The 19,343-nt window shown below is 60.0% G+C and carries 17 protein-coding genes, 1 pseudogene and 1 riboswitch; of the genes and pseudogenes, 13 read left to right on the forward strand and 5 right to left on the reverse strand.

All coding sequences use genetic code 11. The features are described from left to right. The first annotated feature begins 24 nt into the window (after positions 1-24). Genes MNODULE_RS22835 through MNODULE_RS22865 form a run of 7 tightly spaced genes read left to right on the forward strand, consistent with a single transcriptional unit; the run spans position 25 to position 9,992 of the window. Complete coding sequence (locus MNODULE_RS22835; RefSeq protein WP_168063515.1) at positions 25-1,257, forward strand: MFS transporter; 1,233 nt, start codon at positions 25-27, stop codon at positions 1,255-1,257. A 5-nt stretch (positions 1,258-1,262) separates the two neighbouring features. After that, a complete protein-coding gene (locus MNODULE_RS22840; protein ID WP_168063516.1) occupies positions 1,263-3,173 on the forward strand; it encodes an IucA/IucC family protein in 1,911 nt (636 codons plus the stop codon). Further along, positions 3,157-4,410: a type III PLP-dependent enzyme gene (locus tag MNODULE_RS22845; protein WP_168063517.1), complete on the forward strand. Its 1,254-nt coding sequence runs from the start codon at positions 3,157-3,159 to the stop codon at positions 4,408-4,410. The genes MNODULE_RS22840 and MNODULE_RS22845 overlap by 17 nt, the downstream gene beginning before the upstream one ends. Positions 4,411-4,424: 14 nt before the next feature. After that, entirely contained in the window at positions 4,425-6,335 is a 1,911-nt protein-coding gene (locus MNODULE_RS22850) for an IucA/IucC family protein (RefSeq protein WP_168063518.1), read from the forward strand. Continuing rightward, the gene (locus MNODULE_RS22855; protein WP_168063519.1) at positions 6,332-8,191 is read left to right on the forward strand and encodes an IucA/IucC family protein; all 1,860 of its coding nucleotides are present in this window, start codon (positions 6,332-6,334) and stop codon (positions 8,189-8,191) included. Before MNODULE_RS22850 ends, MNODULE_RS22855 begins: the two co-directional genes overlap by 4 nt. A gap of 2 nt (positions 8,192-8,193) precedes the next feature. Continuing rightward, the gene (locus tag MNODULE_RS22860) at positions 8,194-8,985 is read left to right on the forward strand and encodes an aldolase/citrate lyase family protein (protein ID WP_168063520.1); all 792 of its coding nucleotides are present in this window, start codon (positions 8,194-8,196) and stop codon (positions 8,983-8,985) included. After that, entirely contained in the window at positions 8,985-9,992 is a 1,008-nt protein-coding gene (locus MNODULE_RS22865) for a PepSY-associated TM helix domain-containing protein (protein ID WP_168063521.1), read from the forward strand. Before MNODULE_RS22860 ends, MNODULE_RS22865 begins: the two co-directional genes overlap by 1 nt. Before the next feature lie 73 nt (positions 9,993-10,065). Here the strand turns inward: MNODULE_RS22865 and MNODULE_RS22870 are convergent. After that, positions 10,066-10,378: pseudogene (locus MNODULE_RS22870) on the reverse strand (transposase); the annotation flags it as partial. Positions 10,379-10,450: 72 nt separating this feature from the next. Here MNODULE_RS22870 and MNODULE_RS25585 point away from each other — a divergent pair. Then, entirely contained in the window at positions 10,451-10,627 is a 177-nt protein-coding gene (locus MNODULE_RS25585; protein WP_202882325.1) for a ferritin-like domain-containing protein, read from the forward strand. 79 nt (positions 10,628-10,706) lie between these two features. Further along, positions 10,707-10,847: a hypothetical protein gene (locus MNODULE_RS22880; protein ID WP_168063523.1), complete on the forward strand. Its 141-nt coding sequence runs from the start codon at positions 10,707-10,709 to the stop codon at positions 10,845-10,847. 617 nt (positions 10,848-11,464) lie between these two features. Here the strand turns inward: MNODULE_RS22880 and MNODULE_RS22885 are convergent. The 4 genes from MNODULE_RS22885 to MNODULE_RS22900 are packed head-to-tail and all read right to left on the reverse strand — an operon-like array spanning position 11,465 to position 14,664. Beyond that, positions 11,465-11,863 carry a DUF302 domain-containing protein gene (locus MNODULE_RS22885; RefSeq protein ID WP_168063524.1) on the reverse strand — a complete coding sequence of 133 codons (399 nt, stop codon included), beginning with the start codon at positions 11,861-11,863 and terminating at the stop codon, positions 11,465-11,467. 47 nt (positions 11,864-11,910) lie between these two features. Continuing rightward, on the reverse strand, positions 11,911-13,293 hold the full coding sequence (locus MNODULE_RS22890; protein ID WP_168063525.1) for an MBL fold metallo-hydrolase: 1,383 nt from the start codon (positions 13,291-13,293) through the stop codon (positions 11,911-11,913). Positions 13,294-13,311: 18 nt separating this feature from the next. After that, positions 13,312-14,076 (reverse strand): sulfite exporter TauE/SafE family protein, encoded by a 765-nt coding sequence (locus MNODULE_RS22895; protein ID WP_168063526.1) that lies wholly within the window; start codon positions 14,074-14,076, stop codon positions 13,312-13,314. A gap of 24 nt (positions 14,077-14,100) precedes the next feature. After that, positions 14,101-14,664: a rhodanese-like domain-containing protein gene (locus MNODULE_RS22900; protein WP_168063527.1), complete on the reverse strand. Its 564-nt coding sequence runs from the start codon at positions 14,662-14,664 to the stop codon at positions 14,101-14,103. 100 nt (positions 14,665-14,764) lie between these two features. Here MNODULE_RS22900 and MNODULE_RS22905 point away from each other — a divergent pair, with 100 nt between their 5' ends. From MNODULE_RS22905 to MNODULE_RS22920, 4 genes are all read left to right on the forward strand, one after another. Continuing rightward, positions 14,765-15,109, forward strand: a complete 345-nt coding sequence (locus tag MNODULE_RS22905; RefSeq protein WP_168063528.1) for an ArsR/SmtB family transcription factor — start codon at positions 14,765-14,767, stop codon at positions 15,107-15,109. 323 nt (positions 15,110-15,432) lie between these two features. Then, a riboswitch (cobalamin riboswitch) is annotated at positions 15,433-15,631 on the forward strand. 201 nt (positions 15,632-15,832) lie between these two features. Next, the gene (gene cobD / locus MNODULE_RS22910; protein ID WP_168063529.1) at positions 15,833-16,897 is read left to right on the forward strand and encodes a threonine-phosphate decarboxylase CobD; all 1,065 of its coding nucleotides are present in this window, start codon (positions 15,833-15,835) and stop codon (positions 16,895-16,897) included. Beyond that, a complete protein-coding gene (locus tag MNODULE_RS22915) occupies positions 16,894-17,766 on the forward strand; it encodes a GHMP family kinase ATP-binding protein (protein WP_168063530.1) in 873 nt (290 codons plus the stop codon). Before cobD ends, MNODULE_RS22915 begins: the two co-directional genes overlap by 4 nt. Beyond that, complete coding sequence (locus MNODULE_RS22920; protein ID WP_168063531.1) at positions 17,763-19,343, forward strand: cobyric acid synthase; 1,581 nt, start codon at positions 17,763-17,765, stop codon at positions 19,341-19,343. The genes MNODULE_RS22915 and MNODULE_RS22920 overlap by 4 nt, the downstream gene beginning before the upstream one ends.

The following is a 19,343-nucleotide window of genomic DNA, read 5'->3' on the forward strand; positions in this document are numbered from 1 at the left end:
GATGAAGAGGGTGGAGTTCGCTCGATGAAAAGGGACCGGAAGGCTTTCTTGGTGATCTGGGTCGGACGCTTTCTGGCGACGGCCGGGTTGGCGATGGTGGTGCCGTTTCTTCCGTTCTATCTGGACGAGTTGGGGGCGACCGGGATCAAAGAAAACCGGCTCTGGACGGGACTGTCGCTGGCGGCTCCGGCGATCATGTTCATCTGGGCGGCCCCTCTTTGGGGACGGTGCGGCGACCGGTGGGGGCGCAAGTGGATGGTGGTGCGAGGGGTCTTCGGCATCGCGATCAGCCTGGCGCTGATGTCCCTGGCCCGAACGCCGTTTCAGTTTTTCCTTTGTCGTCTGTTGCAGGGGCTTGTCGGAGGAGACAATCCCGCCGCCGCGTTTGTCGGCTCTCAGGGGCGGGAGGAGGAGCGCGGACGGGCGTTAGGAAGCTTGCAAAGCGCGGTGGCTGCGGGATCACTGATCGGGCCGCTGATCGGAGGCCCGGCGGCCTACTTCACCGGATTCCGTCCCCTGCTGCTGGCGCTCGGTTTTCTGACAGGGGTGAACGGATTGCTGTCGGCCCTGATCTTAAGAGAGGTTCGGCCGCCCCCCAAAGCGCAGATCAAAGAAGGGAAGGGCCCCTCCGCGCCGCCGCGACCTGGCTTCTTCGACCTGCTGGGAAACCGAAGGCTGCGGACGTTCCTTATCGCTGGTATCTGGATTCAGGTCGGTGTCTTCGGGCTGGTGACGATCTTTGCGCCGCATGTGGAGAGATTGACCGGCTCCGCGGGCCTTGCAGCGACCTGGGTCGGAGGACTGCAGGCGATTTTATGGGGCGCCGCCATGGTCGGCGCCCCCTGGTGGGGGCGACGCAATGATCAGACAGAAGTCGAGAAAAATTTTTTCTGGTCGGCCGTTGCAGGCGGGCTTAGCATCTTTCTGCAGGCGATCCCGCAAAATCCGGCCTGGTTGATTCCGCTGCGGATCGTGCAGGGGTTTTGCTTCGGCGCCATTCTCCCTTCCATTCTACTGGTGGTGACGCAAGAATCGTCGGACCAAAACCGGGGAATGTGGATCGGCGCGGCCAGCTCTTTCCTGTTCATCGGCCAAATTCTCGGCGCTTTGTTCGGCGCGTTGCTCGGCGGAGGGGCGACCGAGTGGATTTTTATCTTGCTGGGAGGGGCGCACATTATCGGCGGGGGGTGGGTCCGATTTAAACTCAGGGAGCCGATCGGTGCCCCGCTGTATGCAGGCAGACGAAAAGGAGGATAAAGATCATGATCGATCCATCGAAGTTGGCCGAGCAAGCGGCGGTTCAAGAGGCAATCGATCGAAGCGGCGCCTGGAGCAAAACGCAGGCGATCGAACGGCTGCTGAATACCTATCTGCGGGAGAGCGGTCTTTTCGATCCGAGGTTAACGCCGGACGGCCCGCAGGGGAAGGGACTCGGCCCCGGCGCGCCGGCGCTGAAGAGCCCACAGGGGATGCCGATGCACATTCCCCTTCCGAAAACCGGAAAGGGGCTCTTCGGCACGATCATCCGCTGGTCTCCCTCGGGGCGGCATCACTTCGGTCCGTGCTTCTGGCTGCGGGAGGATCCCGGCGGAGGGGCGGTCCCATTGGAAGGATGGAGAGGGCTTGCCTGCGCTCTGCTGGAGGAGCTGGCACTCGGTCAGCCCGATCTCTCCTCTCGGCGGGAGGGGGTCCGATCGCTGCTGGCGCGTCTTGAGAACTCTATCGAAAAAACGGCCGCCTATGCCCGCCGCCGCTCCGTCTGCCGGTCTTGGCTTGAACGGCAAGGAGCGCCACGGTTTCAGGAGGCCGAGCAGTCGCTGGTCTCCGGCCATCCCTTCCATCCGACCCCGAAGAGCTCGGAGGGCTTTTCCGCTGAGGATCTGGCGCGGTACGCCCCGGAGATGGGGGCCGCCTTCCCCCTCCATTATTTCGCGATCGCGCCCGAGCGGGCGGCAGAGTCGTTTCTGGAAGGGACCGAGCAGGAGGGGCTGTTTCCGGCGGAAGTGGTCGCGGCCGCGGAAGCGCGGCTGGGGCCCCGCCGGAAGGACCATCGTCTCCTTCCCTGCCATCCCTGGCAGGCGGGCTACCTGAAGCGGTGGCGGGGAGTTCAAGCGATGCTGGACCGAAGGGAACTGGTCGACCTGGGACCTCTGGGAGGGGTTGTTCATCCGACCTCTTCGGTCCGGACCGTCTGGGACCCGCATCATCGCTATCTCTTCAAGCTGCCGCTGAATGTCCGCATCACAAACTTCATCCGGGTCAATCCGCCAGAGCATGTCGCGCGGGCCTTCGATGCCGCGCGGATCCTTGCCGGTCTGCGGCATCGCATCCCTTTCAGCGATTTCGCGATTCTGCTGGAGGTCGGCTATCGGACAGTCGTTCCGCCGGACGACCCGGCCGATCCTGCAGAGCGCTTTGCAGAGAGTTTCGCGGTCCTCTTTCGGGAGAATCCGGTGACGCTCCCGGCGGATGAAGAGCCCCCAGTGGTCGTGGCGGCGCTGTTGGAGCCCCCTTTCGACGCCGAGCCGCCACCGCTCCTTCAGGTGATCCGGCGGGCCGCGGCGGCGCGGGGGCGCTCCGCCGATCTCTCCTTTCTGCGCGAATGGCTGCAGCGCTACCTCGACATTTCGCTGATCCCCCTTCTATGGCTCTTTCTCGAAGAGGGAGTGAGCTTCGAGGGACATGTCCAGAATTCCCTCGTTCGGCTTAATCGGGGTTGGCCGGACCGGTTTTATCTCCGCGATCTGGAGGGGGTGAGCCTCAGCAGGGAGCGGGCGGCGGAAAAAGGTTTTTTCCGGGGCCGCATTGATGAAGAGAGCCCGGCGCTCTACGCCGATGAGGAGGCCTGGAACCGATTTAAATATTATCTCTTCGTCAATCATCTCGGCCATCTTATCGATATCCTCGCCGACTATGGCGGTTGCGACGAGCGTCTTCTCTGGCGTGTCGTCGCTGAGGCGCTGGAGGGCTCCAGCCTCCGTTCGACCCATCCGATTTACTTCCGGGATCTTTTCGGGAGCAGGACGTTGCTGGCCAAAGCGAATCTGGTCAGCTGTTTTCTGGGGCGAGGGGAGCGGCCCCTTTATGTTTCCATCCCGAATGCATTGGCTCAAGGGGACGAGGCCCCATCCGAATCAGCAACAAGGGAGATCCGAAATGCAGCAGGTGATTGATTACCTCCATCGACGGAAAAAAGCAAATCCAAAACCGGTTTGCGCCTTTGTCTATGACCTGGATGCATTGCAGACCCATGTTTCCGGGCTGATGAAGACGCTGCCGTCGCGCTGCCGTCTTTTTTACGCCATGAAGGCCAACTCGGAAGCGCCGATTCTCAAAGCGCTGGCCCCGCTTGTCCACGGCTTCGAAGTCGCCTCTCTGGGCGAGGTTCGGAAGGTGAGAGCGATCTCCCCCGAGGCGCCGATTATTTTCGGAGGGCCCGGCAAGACGGATGAGGAGATCGAAGGGGCGATCGACCTCGGTCTCTACCTGCTCCATGTAGAAAGCCGCCACGAACTGCAGCGGATCGGCCGGATTGCCCATCGGCGCGGTGTAGAGGTTCCGATTCTGCTGCGCGTGAATTTACACGGCGCGCTGCCCCAGGCAACGTTGGCCATGGCAGGGCGGCCGACCCAGTTCGGCATCGATGAAGCGGCCCTGCCTGATCTGATACGGCTCGCCGTCGCTCTTAAAAATGTGAAGTTGGCCGGCTTTCATCTTCATTCTCTGTCGAACCAGCTCGATCCCGAACAGCACGTTCGATTGATCGCATTGTACTGTGCAAGGGTCCGTCGATGGATCGAGACCTTCGGTTTGAAGATCGATTACATCAATGCCGGCGGAGGCGTCGGCGTGAACTATGCCGATTTGACACGGCAATTCGATTGGAATTGTTTTTCTGAACGATTGGCTGGGATGCTTCAGGTTGAATGTCCTCCCGGCGCGGGCGTTCTTTTTGAGTGTGGCCGCTATCTCACGGCGGCCTGTGGATATTATGTGACCGAGGTGCTCGATATCAAACAAAACCACGGCAAGCACTACGCCATTATCAACGGCGGCTCCCATCATTTCCGGCTTCCGGCCGCTTGGCAGCATAGTCATCCCTTCAGTATCGTCCCCGTCGCGCGGTGGGATTATCCCTTTTCCCGCCCGGAGCTTCTCGACAGCGAAGTGACGGTGGCGGGACAGCTCTGCACTCCGAAGGATATCCTTGCGAGGGATGTCCGGATCTCGCGTTTGCGGATCGGCGATCTGCTTCTATTTCCCTATGCGGGGGCCTATGGATGGTCGATCTCCTGCCACGATTTTCTAAGCCATCCCCATCCGGATCATATTTATTTAAGTGAAACAGGGCCTGCCGCCGATAAGACCGATCCGCGGCAGGCTGCGGCAAGAAGGAGTCGGAGAGACTAAAAAGAGGAGGGAGCATGCAATCCAAAGGTCCGGATCGACATGAAAAAGCGTGGGGAGCGGTTCTGCGGGAGCTGATCGATGTACTGTTCCATGAAAATCTGGCGGGAATAGTCGATCGCGGCGCCGTCACAACCGATATTGAACCGGCGGGTGCTGTTTCAGATTTCACCCTGGAGGGCGACGAACAGTATTTCCGCTTCCCCTCAAAACAGAGCGGCTGCGCCCTGTTCTTCCGCGTTCGTCCCTGCCTCTTTCTTCAGCCATACCGTTTAAGCCGTCCTCCTGTGATCGTGATCCCTCCTCCCCCCGGCGCGCCCCAGGCCGTTTTTGATCCCGCCGAGGTGCTACGGTTTCTGGCCACGCATCTTTTGGACAGAGAGGAGCGGGATCGGATGCCGAACGTGCAAGAGGTGATTCGAGATCTGGAACGGGCCGTGGCGCAAACCGCCCTCTCCTTTGAAGCGGCCGGGCCGCTCCTCGATGCGCTCTCATCCTCACGGAGGCCTTCTCTCCTCCTGTGGGAGAGCGTGGCCGCGCTGCGGGATCGCCCCTTCCACCCGGTCTCGCGGGCCAAAGTGGGATGGAATGAGGAAGAGTACAGACGGTTCGCTCCCGAGTTCAACGCTTCCTTTGGTCTCGATTGGATCGCGGTCCGGCGGGACCATCTTCAATGCAGCGCCGCCGCGGCAGAGACCGAGATCGCTCCCCTTGTTCTGAACGGCAAGGAGCAGGAAAGATTGGCCGCCTCGCTGGCCGAGGCCCGACGCGACGGTTCCGACTATCTGGCCCTGCCGGTTCATCCCTGGCAGGGAAGCCGACTCTTGCCGAAAGAGTACGCCGATGAATTTCGGCGCGGCATCTGTCTGCCGCTGGCCCGCGGCCTGGGCCGCTTCGTCGCCACATCCTCGGTCCGGACCCTCTCGCCGGCGGGAGGCGGGGGTGTTCATCTCAAATTGCCGCTCGGCATCGCCTCGCTCGGCGCCCTCCGCCTCCTTCCGCCGCACTTCCTGTACAACGGCGAGCGGGCCTACCAGTTGCTCGAGCGGCTCCTTGCGGTCGAGCCGGTGCTTGCCCGGCAGCTTCGCTTATGTGTCGAGGAGCGCTGGTGGGCCTTCTCCGCGGAGGGAGGGGATTCATTTGTCGATAAGTCGTGCCACCTCGCCGCTCTCTTGCGTTTCATTCCGGCGGACCTTGTAAAAGACCCCTCGACGGCCTTGATTCCGATGTCGGCGCTTTCGGTCGTGGCCCCTGACGGGCGGATCCCTGCTGTCGACTATCTCTTTCGCGAACGGTTTGAAGAAGACGGCGCGGCGCCCGATCAGGCGCTGGCGTTGTTTCAGGAGGTATGCGAACGGATCACCGAGCCGGCATTACTCTGCTTCCGCTACGGGATGATGCCGGAGATGCATGGACAAAATGTGCTGCTCATCGTGCGCAAAGGGCGGGTGGTCGGTCTGCTGCTGAGGGACTACGACACGCTCCGCATTTACCCTTCCTGGATGGCCGAGGTCGGTCTGCCCGGTCCCGACTACATTGTCAAGCCGAACAGCACCCTGATCAATCAGACCCCTGAAGATCTCCTCGCCTATTTTCAGACCCTCTGCATCCAGGTCAATCTCTACGCGATTGCCGCCGCCCTTTCCCATCGCTACGGTATCAAAGAGGATCTGTTCTGGCGGGTGATCCATGCCTGCATCGAGAAGACCCTCTCCGCCTTCGATTTTCCTCTTCCGGTCCGGTCGGTTCTGACGCGCGGCCTGCTCCAGAGCGAACGATGGCCGACCAAACAGGTGCTCACCCCCCTTCTCGCCCGCAGCGGTCCGGCCGGTCCGGGAATGCCGGGCGGGCGGGGGGAGATGGCCAACCCGCTCCGCGCACTCCGGCCGCTTGTAAATCCGATCCACCCCTGCGAGGTCCCCTCATGAAGATACCGCTTCAGGAAGCCGGCTTCCCATCGCTGGCGCCGATCGATGTAGATCAGCTTCATGCGCTCGACGCGGCGCTCCATTCCAGGGAATTCATCACGGTCCGAAGGCGGATTTTCCGCCAGTTGATCGAATCGCTCATCTATGAAGGGGTCTTGGTCCCGGAGGTAGAGAAGGAAAAAGGGGGAGACCTCCTCCGCCTGCATGGCCGGGAGCAGGGGGGCACCCCCGTGACTTACCGCTGCCGGGCGAGGCGGAGATTCAGCTTCGACCGGGTTCGGCTTGATCCCAAACCGGTTGTGCGAGTCCGCGGCGGAAGGAGCATGGAGGCGCAGTCGCTCTCCTGTTTCCTCCTGGAGATTCAGGCGTCCCTCGGTACCGATCCGGACCGGTTGGTCCGGTTCACGGAAGAGTTAGAGCAGACACTCCTGAAGGACACCCTGGCGCAACACCGCGGCCGGAGGGAGAGAGGGCTGCTGCGCGGCCGCGCCTACGATGATCTCGAAAGCGGATTGATGGAGGGTCATCCCTATCATCCCTGTTATAAATCCCGGATCGGCTTCGATTACGCCGACCATCTCGCCTTCGGTCCGGAATTCGCTCCGATGCTCCGGCCGATCTGGCTTGCCGCCCGCCGCGACGCAAGCCGCATCGCCGCTTCCGGCCGGCTTCGCCCGGAACGTTTTCTCAAACAGGAATTGGGAGAAGAGGTGTATGGCCGCTTTCTTCGGGAAGTCCGCCGCAGGGGAAAAGTGCCCGAGGCGTACGTTCTCATCCCGGTCCACCCCTGGCAATGGCGGGAGCGGGTGCTCCCGCTCTTCTACAACGATCTGCGGGAGGATCGCCTGATCCAGGTCGGAACGGCGAAGGATTTCTACTCCCCGCAGCAATCGATCCGAACGGTGGCCAACCTGACCGCTCCTCACAAGGCCTCTTTGAAGCTCTCATTAGGGATCGTCAATACCTCCACCTCCCGGATCCTGGCCCCGCATACGGTTCGGAATGCCGCGCCGATCACCGACTGGCTGCAACGGATTGCGCAAGAGGACTCCTTTCTTCGGGAGGAACTCCGCCCGATCTTGCTGGGGGAGGTCGTCGGGGTGGCCTATGATCCGCCCCGGCCGGACCTTCTTCAGCCGGCCGGCTACGGCGCCCTCTCGTGCATCTGGCGGGAGAGCGTTCACCCCTTCCTTTCCGAAGCGGAGAAAGCGGTTCCGTTCAATTCCCTTGCCTGTCTCGACCGGGATGGCCGGCCGTTTATCACTCCGTGGGTGGAGCAGGTCGGGTTGGTTCCGTGGGTCCGGCGCTTGCTTTCGGTCAGTATCCTGCCGGTGATCCATTTTCTCTATGCGCACGGGATCGCCCTCGAGGCCCACGCCCAAAATATGATCCTGATTCATACAGACGGAATGCCGCAGCGGGTCGCCTTTAAAGATTTCCACGACGGGATTCGGTTCGCTCCGGCGCTTCTGGCCGCGCCCGACCTGCGGCCGGACCTTTGTCCCACCCCCGAGCTTCACGCCCGGGTCAACCGGAACTCCTACATCGAGGCGGAAAAGGAAGAAGAGGTGCGCGATTTTGTGCACGATGCCTTCTTCTTCGTCAATTTATCGGAGCTGGCCCTTTTCCTTGACGAAGCCTTCGCGCTTCCGGAGCGACGTTTCTGGACGCTCGCCCGCGGGGTCATCGAACGGTATCTACGCCGCTTTCCAGCGCTTCAGGGGCGCATCGCCCTTTTTGATCTCTTTTCCCCGACCGTTCAGGTCGAGCAGCTGACGAAGCGGCGGCTCTTTCCGGAGACGGAGCCTCGTCTGCATCGGGTCCGAAATCCGCTCGCCTTCGTGAAGGGGGAGTGAAGGTGCTACGAATCAATACGCTGAAGCAGGCGCTTCGGGAGGGGCGACCGGCCTTCGGGCTCTTCTGCTCCACGCCGGCTCCCCAGGTGGTCGAGCGGATCGGCTGCGCCGGGTTCGATTTTGTCATTCTCGACACTGAGCATACGCTGGTCAACCCGGAGACGCTGGAGGAGATGCTCCGGGCGGCCGAGGCGGCGGGGCTGATCGCCCTGGTCCGGGTGCCGCAGCACGCGCCGGGGGCGGTGCTGCGTGCGCTCGATGCGGGAGCGCTCGGCGTGGTGGTGCCGCGGGTTTGCTCCGCCGCCGAGGCGGAGACGGCGGTCCGAGCGAGCCGCTATCATCCGGAAGGAGAGCGGGGGCTGAATGCCGGTCGGGCCGCCGGGTACGGGAAGATCGATCTCTTTTCCTATCTTCAGCAGGCAAATGCCGAGGTCATGGTCGTCGTCATGATTGAAGACCGGCAGGGAATTCTGGAGGCGGGGAAGATCCTCTCCGTCCCCGGCATCGACATGGTGCTGGAGGGGGCGGCCGATCTTTCCCAATCGCTCGGCCTCCCCTGGCAGACCCGCCATCCCGCAGTCCGGGAGGCGCTCTGCGATCTCCAGACGGCGGCGCAACGGCAGGGGGTTCCCTTCTGCGCCGTCCCCCGGGTCGCAGAGGATTTCGGCTTTTGGTGGGGACGGGGGGTGCGGGCGCACATCTTGGGGGAAGAGCGAGGGATCGCCTACCGGGCCCTTGCCGCCCATCTACAGCGGTTTAAGACGGAGCTGAAAGAGCGGAAGGAGGGTCCCTGATGCGCCCGGTCAGCCGCCTTCTGTCGAAGATCCACATCACGGCGGGGCTGATACTGGCCTTCCCGCTCATAATTATCACGCTGACCGGCATCGTCTTGGGCTTCTATGATCAGATCCGTTATGCCGCCCCTCCCTACCGTCTCGATTCTCCTGTCGAGACCCCTCTCTCCGCCGCCTCTTTAGCGGCGCGCCTGCGTGTCCGCTATCCGGACTATCATCTCGACCTGCTGAGGCTCTCCACGGCGCCGGAACGGGCGGTCCGGGCGGCGCTCTCCGGTCCGGATCGGATCACGGCCTTTCTTCACCCCGGAAACGGGAAGGAGCTGGCGGTCCAGAAGGGCGATCACCAGGATTGGATCGGCCTCTTGTATGCCCTTCATGAGGGGGAGCCGTTCGGTTTAGCCGGCAAGGTCGTCGCCAGCGTCAGCGGGGGAGGGGTGCTGGTTCTATGGGGGGCCGGTCTTATGTTGTGGCGGTCCCGCCGCAAGGGGAGGTGGGGGGGGCCGGCCCTCCCCGGCCGTTTTCGTCCGGCCGGCGTGCACCGTTTTCTCGGCTTCTGGGGAGGCGGCCTGCTGGCGATCCTGACCTCCCTGGGAGCCCTCCTGAACTTCGCCGGGCCTCTGATCGCCCGGCTGGATCCGCCCCCCCGGATCGAATCGGCGCCGGAAGAAAAAGAGGGGCTGAAGCCCGATTTGGCGGCCGGGCTCGGCGCGGCAGCGCGCGCCTACCCACAGGCTCCCCTGGAGCGGATCGCCTTTCCCAAAGTGCCGAAGGATCCATTGAAACTCCGGTTTCAGGACGGCGGATGGGTTTTTCTTCATCCGGACGATTACCGAATATTGGCGATCAAATCTCCTACCTCTCATTGGACCCGCCTTCTCTATCCGCTTCACAGCGGACGGATCTTGGGCGGCCGGGGTCCCTGGCTGGTTGCCGGCCTCGGCCTCTTCCTAATAATTCTTCTTGTAACTGGTCTGATCTTCTGGCAAGGCTTGCGGCCGAAATAAAAGGCGGTTGACGACGATTCACACCGATAAAAGGTGGCATTATTCTACAATTCAGATCACTACTGTCCCGACGTTATACAAATAAATTTAACTGGTTATCGGTATCGATGGTTTCATCTTCATAGTCAGTTGAAAAAAGCACTTGTAATATGGGCGTTTTCTCGAACAGCGGCACACTCAGAATTTGTAGAATTGTGTAGAGGCTGCGGTCGAGCTTCAGACGCTTTTTTGATAATGGCCACCAGAACATATACACAGATCGCAATCCAGATTTGAGTCTTGACGGTGTTCTCGGTGGTGCCATAAAAAGCTTTGATCCGCATGTGCTGCTTGATCCACTTGAAGAACAACTCGACCTGCCAGCGACACTTGTATAACTGGGCGATCACGGGACGCTCGCCGAGTTTATGAGCCAGACCCGGCTCAAAGAGCAGTCGGGAAATCCGGAAGCCTCCGAGATGATCTCCAATCTTCTGGGAGATCATGAAGCGGTTATCCGGTTTCTGAGGGATGACCTCACCACTTGCGCCGAGAAGCATAACGATATGGGGACGAGTGATTTTTTGACCGGGTTGATGGAGCAGCATGAGAAAATGGCCTGGATGCTGCGGGTTTTTTTACACGGCCAGCGATAAACGCTTTTTGGGATCAGGATACAAAGGGCTTTCTTGTCCAGACCGCCGATTATGGATTCGAGGTTCTGACGGATATCGAATGCCAGAACCTCGAATCACCGGTCGTTGGTTTGGTGAAGATCAGGATCGTGCAACCTTCGCCACCCGTTTGCAGCCGAAAGAATTCAACCAACTCGTCTGGTCCGGAAACGGGTTTACCGGCGCTACGATGAACTCTTAGAAGTGGTGTAAATAAATAGATCGCGCAGAAGGATTTCATAAGCTTGAACAATGGGGCGTTGATGCTAATTCCAAACTGTCTCAACAGAGGGGTTCACCCCAGGAGTTTGTGATAAAAAGCGTATAAACAGATGGAATTTCCGTAAATCAATAGAATGCCCGCTTCGTGGGCCCTTCCGCATGATATCCGGCGTGGCGATGTTTTAAATGGAGATGCGATCGTAGACAAAACACGAAGGAATAAAGGGCCTCTCGTAGGCGGCAGCGACCCTTCCCTCCTGGTCAAGCGCCGCAGGTGTAGAAGGTCAAGCGTGCGCACCGCCTGCTCGACCGCCGGATTCTCTTTATCTTCCGGCGTGAGGGGGCAGTTGAATACCGACCATCCGAAGCCACCTTGGTTCAAACTGCTCGGTCCATTTCCTGACGGTCGACATCTGCGCTTTGCAAGCTGGGCAGCTTAGGGCCCCAGAAATGAAGCAGGGTGGCCGGGGTCCCGGAGTTGTGATCTCCACCGGACCCCAATTGAATCAACCCTGAATCGTTTTAATTGGCTTGATCGGCGTTCTTAGTCGAATGGACATGGTTTCCTTGAATATTGCGAGGCGGCTGAAGCCCCTCTCACGCCGCGAGCGACCGTATCACCCGTTCCAGCCGCTCTTTGGCCTCTTTGGCGACCGGCGCGATGTTGTCGTTTCCGACGATCGACAGCGCCGCCTCCGGATCCTGCGCCGAGACGACCGTCTTTCCCTCTTTTTCATAGACGATGACGTTGCACGGCAGAAGGAGGCCGATCTCGGTCTCCGAAGTCAGCGCCTGATAGGCGAGCTGCGGATTGCAAGCTCCCAGGATGATGTACTTCGGGAACTCCTTATCGAGCTTCTTCTTCATCGTCTCCTTCACATTGATTTCAGTGAGGACGCCGAACCCCTCTTTCTTCAGGGCGTCGGTGACCTTCGGGATCGCCTCTTCGTAAGAGGCGTTCAGGGTCGTTCGTATTCCGTAATCGTGTCGATTCATGGCAGCCTCCTTTATACCAAAGTGCTTTCGTTTCGATAGTCTTCCTTTCATGCCGCCGTCGGGTAGCCGGCCTTCTTCCAGGCGGTCATCCCCCCCGCGATGTTGTAGACCGTGGCGAAGCCATTTCGCTTCAGAAAGCTCGCCGCAATGCTGGATCGGTACCCGCTGCCGCAGATCACCGCCGTCGACTTCGACGGGGGCAGTTCTTTGATCCGCTTTTCGAGATCCCCCAAGAAGAGGTGGACTGCCCCCTCGATATGCCCGGCTTCCCATTCCTGCTCCAATCGGACGTCGATGAGGGTTTCGATCTCTCTCTTTTCCCATTTCTCTTTCAATGTCTCAATCGAAAGCTGCGGGATCGCCGAAATCGGTCTCCCGGCATCCTGCCATGATTTCATCCCCCCCTGCAGGTAGCCTTCAATCCGTTCATGGCCGATCCGGTAGAGCCGCCGGACCACTTCAGGATAGTCCGAGTCTTTTTCGAGAACGAAGAGGATCGGACGGTCGTGCGGAATCAGCCAGCCGAGCCAGGTGACGAAGTTGTCGGAGAGGCCGATGTTGACCGCGCCGGGGAGATGCCCCCCGCCGAAGGCGGAATAAGAGCGGGCATCGATCATCGCCGCTCCGCGGTCGATCGACGAGGCCGCCTCGTCGACGGTGAGGGGCCGTCCGATGGCAGAAAGGGGGATCTCCTCCTCGCCGGCCCGGTTGGTCTCCCGCAGCCGCCGGAAGTAGTCGGGGATGCCGGGATTTCCCTTCAAGACATAATCGACGAAGGCCGCCTCGGTCGGCTGCTGGAGGGCGGCGTTGAAGCGCCGCTCGAAGCCGAGGGTGGTGCAGCGCTTGCTGCTGATATTCCTCCCGCAGAAGGAGCCTGCGCCGTGGGTCGGGAAGACCTCGAGGTAATCTTCTTCTTTGAGGATTTTCTCCTTGAGGCTGCGGTAGAGCTGGGGGGCGAGCGTTTTGGCCAGATCAGGACCGAGAAGGTCGGGCCGGCCGACCGCGCCGACCAGAAGGTCTCCGCCGCTGAAGAGGGTCATCGGGGCGTCGCTCCGGGACCGGTCGGCCAGCAGATAAGCGACATGCTCCGGCGTGTGGCCCGGGGTCTCCAGGGCGATGAAGCGAAGCTCCCCGACGTCGATCGAGTCTCGGTCTTTTAATGGGAGATGATCGAACCCAAGCCGGGCCCCCGCCGGGGCGTAGACCCTTGCCCCCGTCCGCTCGGCCAGCGCCCGCGCGCCCGACACGTAGTCGTTGTGAAGATGGGTCTCGAAGATATGGGCGATCCGAAGCTGATTTCTCCGGGCGATTTCGAGGTACCGGTCGACATCGCGGTCGGGATCGATCACAATCGCTTCGTCTGTTTCATCGGAGCCTAAAAGGTAAGAATAATGTCCGATCCCCTCTACAAAAAGCTGCTCCATCAACATCGGTCTTCCTCCAATTGGTTATCTGATGATTGCCCCCTGACTTTTGAAGATTAAAAAAAGGGCGACCGCCATGGCGAACCATGCAAACCCCTTCTGCAGCCTCTCCGGAGACGCCCCCTCTCCGAGGCGGGCCCCTATCCAGGTCCCGGTGCAGGCGATGACGCCGTAGACCGCCGTCACCTTCAGATCGAGCGGGTGGTGCTGGAACTGTCCGATCAGGCCGGCGGCGCTGTTGATCGCGATGACCAGGAGCGATGTGCCGATGGCCGCGCCGATCTCGACCCCGCCGAACAAAGCGAGCGCCGGGACGATCAAGAAGCCCCCCCCGACCCCGAGAAATCCGGTCAGCACGCCGACCAGCAGTCCGGCCGCGGCCGTCTTTTTCAGATCGGTCGCGCCGGAGCCCTCCATTCGGGGAGGACTTTTTCTGAACATCATGACCAGTGCGACCGCCGCCAACAAGAGAGCGAAGATCAGCAGCAAGTTTTCCCCCGACACCAGGGGGGTCAGCCCGGAGCCGAAATAGGCCCCGCCCGCCCCGAACCCTCCGAAGAGCGTCCCTTTCCTCAGATCAACGTTCCCCCTCAGATAATGAAAGACCACCCCCGCGAGGCTGGTCGCGCCGACGATGGCGAGCGACATCCCGACCGCCGAAAGAGGATCGATGCCGGCAAGATAAACCAGCACCGGCAGGATGATGATCGATCCCCCGCCGCCGATCATTCCGAGCGAGAGGCCGATCAGCCCGCTGAAAACGAAGGCGCTCAGAAGATAGACGTCCATCCTACTCCTCTTTTGAGAACTGACTCAATGGCGAACACATTCCAGCCTTCCGTCGGCTCGATTGGACGGACGGTTCCAGGGAAGTCTCGCCAGAAGAAGCGACATCCCGCAGAAATCGGTCACTCCGGCAAAAACCAGACCGGCTCCGACAAACGCGGAAAGCCAGACCAACCGGCCTTCAACAAGTACGGCAAGGAGCGCCCCCAGCAGAACAAGCGATCCCGCCGCCACCCGGACCTGCCGCTCCAGCGACCACGGCGCCCGCGCTTCTTTCTCTAAAAGATATCCGGCCTTCTGCCACGCGACGATCCCCCCCGCCACGTTTCGGACCTCTCCGAATCCAAGCGATAGGAGCTTCTCCCGCGCCTCGGCCGATCTCCGCCCCGTCCGGCAGAAGACGTAGGTCGGGAGGGTCGGGTCGATTTCAGCCCCCCTCCGGTCGATCTCCCTCAGCGGGATCAGCCGCGCCCCGGGAAGGCGTCCCGCCGCGAATTCGGGAAACTCCCGGACGTCGATCAGATTCAAAGGCTCCTTCGACGCCATCTTGTCGTGAAGTTGGCCGACAGATATTTCAGAGGATCGATTCATCGGTTTTCATCTCCTCTTGCTTGATTAAAAAGATGAGTTGACTAAATAATTATATAGTTATATACTATTTTTTGTCAAGTACGATCATGGGAGGAAAAGAATGAAGCAGAAACAGGTCATCCTCTCGAATGAGGCGTTGGAATTGGTGGCAGCCCGGTTTCGGATTTTGGGGGAGCCGATGCGGCTCAAGCTGCTGAGGGCGCTTCTAGAGAGAGAGAGAACCGTGACTGAACTGATCGAATTAACAAAAGGGACCCAGGCCAATGTCTCCAAACATCTTAACCTGCTGACCCAGGCGGGCCTGTTGGGCCGGCGAAAGGAAGGGCTGCATGTCTATTATTCCATTGCAGATGTGAGCATATTCGAACTGTGTCAAATGGTTTGCGGTCGGCTTCGCGAGCAATTTGAGCAACAGGCCAAAGCTTTTTCTTCTTCGCGTTTTTAAGCGGGGTGTTCATTTGGAAGGCCAGAACAAACTTTCTGATGAAGACCCTCCTTGGACCCCTGTCGTTCGGTTCGGAGATTTTGATCATTCAAAATTGCGCTGAAGCCGACTTTCCAGCGATAGGAGTTCAGCAGTAGGCTTGTTAAAACTTATGACAATCCGATCAGGTATTATTTAAAACGGTGTAAAGGAGCGAGAGTAGGCTCTATTGTCCCAAGTTCTATTAAACAGGAAGTCCCAAGTTCTATTAAACAGGAAGAAAGATCATCCATATATTTTTCTGTTGCTTTTTCTCAAACAGGTCTGGTATAAACGGACCGTTGTTGAAATAAAACCGTTCAGGTGATCTCGACGTCATGTCGGGATTGAAAAGAGAATCCCGTGAGAATCGGGAGCGGACCCGCCGCTGTGATGGGGGACGAAACTCACCAAAAACCACTGTCCTGAATTTTGAAGGATGGGAAGGGGTGAGGAGTAGGACGATCCCTAAGCCAGAAGACCTGCCTGGATGTTATCTCGTATCTGTCTTCGATGGTCAAGACGGAGGAGTGGGTCTTTTCATCCCCAGCCTTTTACCATCCCGAAGCTGGGGATTTTCTTTTTAAGACATCCCTCTTTATTCTCAACGCCAATCGATCAGACAGGTACGGGTCCATCGGAGGAGGCGGAATTTAATTCCGCGCTCTTTCGGACATCATCGCGCTCTCGTGGAGTAGAAGACGCATGGACACCGGTCATGGCGGCAACCTCGCCTCGGTCTGCGATTTGTACGGATGGCGGCCCGAGGAAATTCTCGATTTCAGCGCCAGCATCAATCCCTTCGGACCTCCGAAGAAGGTCTGGAGCACTTTTCGAGAATCGTTTCGTCAGATCACCACCTATCCTGATCCGGAGTGCAGAAGGCTGCGCCGTCGGATCGGTGCGCTTCTCTCGGTGCCGACAGATCGGATCTTGATCGGGAACGGCTCGACCGAGCTCCTCTTTTTAATTCCAAGAGCACTCTCGCCTCGCTTTATCTTTATTTTCTCTCCGACCTATCAGGATTACGAAGCGGCGGCGCAAGCCGCACGCTGCCGGATGCAATTTGCGCATCTGCCCCCATCCCCGACGGTCGATCATTTCAATTCAGCGCTCTCGCATGTTCAATCCAAAATCGACCTCGTTTTCTTATGCAACCCGAACAATCCCACTGGAAGCGGTCTCTCCGCGGATGCCGTGACATGGCTGGTCAAGCGGCATCCTTCGATTCTTTTTGTCATCGATGAGGCCTACGCCGACTTCGTCGATGAAGAGAATGCTTCCCTTCTAAGCCGGCCGCTTCCGAAAAACGTCATTGTCCTTCGTTCCTTTACCAAAATCTTCAGCATCCCCGGCTTAAGACTCGGATTCGCAGTCGGTTCTGAAAAGATCATTGAGAAACTCCGCCGCTTTCAGGAGCCGTGGAGCGTGAACGGGAGCGCCTTACGCGTGGGAGAGTCGCTGCTCGGGGAGAAGGCCTTTGTCGAACAGAGCCGGACGCGTCTTCGGAGGGAGAAGAAATCGCTCTTTGAGGAGTTAAGCCGGATCAGGGGCCTGGAGCCGATTCCTTCGGAAACAAATTTCCTCCTGATCCGGCGGACCGACCGCCGAAGCGTCGAGCCGCTGAGGCGGTCGTTGGTCCGGGAAAAAGTGTTGATTCGGAGCTGCGGCAACTTCCGCGGACTCGGCCGGTCGTACTTCAGGGTGGCGGTGAAGAGAGAATTCGAGAACCGGAAACTGATCGCGCTTTTGAAGGAGCGGATGCCGTGAGTTTTTTCGTTCGCGTTCCGGGAAGCTGCGGAGAGTTGGCCCAAGGATCGATCGACGGCGTCCGCCTTCATGTCTCCTGTCCGGTGAACCGCTATAGCTGGGCCGCTCCGGAAAATGAATCGGAGCGGAGGCGACTCGGTCCGAAGGTCCGGAAGGCGCTCCATCTTGCGCAAGCCTCGTTTGGAAAGAAGACGATAGACGCTTTTTCTCTCTACTCCGACTTGCCGGTCGGGAAGGGAATGGCCAGCAGCACGGCCGATATCGCGGCGGCCCTCGCGGCATACCAGCTGACGACGGGATCGTTTATCGATCCCGATCAGACAGCGCGCCTGTCGCTCGCCGTGGAGCCGACCGACGGGGTCCTTTTTGAAGGAATCACCTTGTTTGATCATTACCGCGGAACGGTTCGACGGGCGCTCGGGGAGCCGCCTCCGGTCGATATTCTCGCGATTGAATTTGAGGGGACGGTCGATACCGTTTCTTTCAACCAGCGGGATCATCGGCGAATCGCGCGCGAGCAGACGCGGTCGGTCCTGGCGGCGTTTGGCCTGATCGAGGAGGGACTGCGGGAGGGATGCGTTCGGAAGATCGGAGAGGGGGCCACGTTAAGTGCCTTGGCCCATCAGAACCTGCTGCGAAAGCCCGATCTGGAGCCGATTCTCAAAATGACCCTCGATCTCGGCGGGGTCGGCGTCAACATCGCCCACAGCGGATCGATGATCGGGATGCTCTTTCGACGGGGAACCTATCGGCTCGGAACGGTCCGGCGGCGAATCCGGGACCTGCTTCGCCGTCCGCTTCCGATCCATCCGTTGCGGCTTCGGGGCGGAGGGATTGAAATGGGGCGGGGGGGAGGAGAGATCGAATGAGCAAGAGGCAACCCCGCGCGCTGATGGTTCAGGGGACCGGGTCGAATGTCGGGAAGAGCATTCTGACGACGGCGCTCTGCCGGATTTTTCTGGAAGATGGTTTCCGGGTGGCGCCGTTTAAGGCGCAGAACATGGCGCTCAACGCCTATGCGACGCGTGACGGCCTGGAGATGAGCCGCGCCCAGGCGCTGCAGGCGGCGGCCTGCCGGCTCGACCCGGATGTCCGAATGAACCCAATTCTGATTAAGCCGACGACCGAGCGCCAATCGCAGTTGGTGGTGATGGGAAAGGCGATGCCGCTGATGACCTGGAGCGAGTATAACGAATTGAAGCCGACGCTCCGGCCGGTGGTTCAGGAGGCGTACCGCTCGCTCGCGGAGGGGGTCGATCTCATCGTTCTGGAAGGGGCGGGAAGTCCGGCGGAGATTAACCTGATGGCGCACGACATCGTCAACATGGCCGCGGCGGAGATGGCCGACGCCTCCGTCCTCTTGGTCGGCGACATCGATGCCGGCGGGGTCTTCGCTTCCCTCGTCGGAACCGTGGCGCTTCTGCCTCCCCATCAGGCGGCGCGGATCAAGGGATTTGTCCTCAACAAGTTTCGCGGAGATCGCGCGATCCTGGCCCCCGGCTTAGATCAGATTCGAGCGATCACCGGCAGGCCGGTGGTGGGGGTGGTTCCTTATCTGGAGCGGCTTCTCCTTCCGGAAGAAGATTCGGTTGACTTCAAGAGCGGCCGGATGCCCCGATTCAAAAAAAAGGGGGCGGCGGAGGTCTTATGCCGGATCGCCGTGATCGATCTTCCGAAGGTGAGCAACTTCACCGACCTCGATCCGTTTTGTGTGGAACCCGATGTCGAGATGATGATCCTCCGTCCGGGTGAGGCGCTGGAGAAGGAGGGACGGCCCCCTGATGTCGTGATTCTTCCCGGATCGAAGAATGTCGCCGAGGACCTGCATCTGCTGCGGCAACATCACTTCGATCGGGCGCTCCGGGAGTTTGTCTCCGGAGGGGGGGAGGTGGTCGGCCTTTGCGGGGGACTCCAGATGTTGGGAGAGCGAATTGAAGACCCGCATCAGATTGAGGGGAACCGGACGCCGGTCCTTGGGCTCGGCCTTCTTCCGATCAGAACCGTCTTGGAACGGGAGAAAGTCTTGCGGCTCGTGGCGGCCCGCCACCTGATCAGCGGTTTGGAATTGCGCGGATACGAGATCCATCATGGCAGGACGGAAGCAGCCGCCTGCCATCCGTCGTTCGTGCAGATCTCCGGCGGCATCGGAAGAAGCACCCCTCGGGGGCCGATGCAGCTCGGTTGGATGAATGAAACGGGCCATGTTTGGGGGACCTATCTTCACGGTCTCTTCGACGACGATCCCTTCCGCCGATGGTTCATCGACCGGGTGAGGGAGCGGAAGGGACTGCCGCCGCTGAAGGAGATCCAGGCGACCTATGACATCGAAGCGATGATTCAGCGACTTGCGGAGGTCGTCCGGAAGGAGCTCGATATGCCGGCTGTCTATGACCTTCTGGGAATGGTTGGAGGTGGCAACGGAAACCATCGAATGGCGGGTCTCTGA

The organism is Candidatus Manganitrophus noduliformans, from assembly GCF_012184425.1.
GTDB classification, from domain to species: Bacteria; Nitrospirota; Nitrospiria; order SBBL01; family Manganitrophaceae; genus Manganitrophus; species Manganitrophus noduliformans.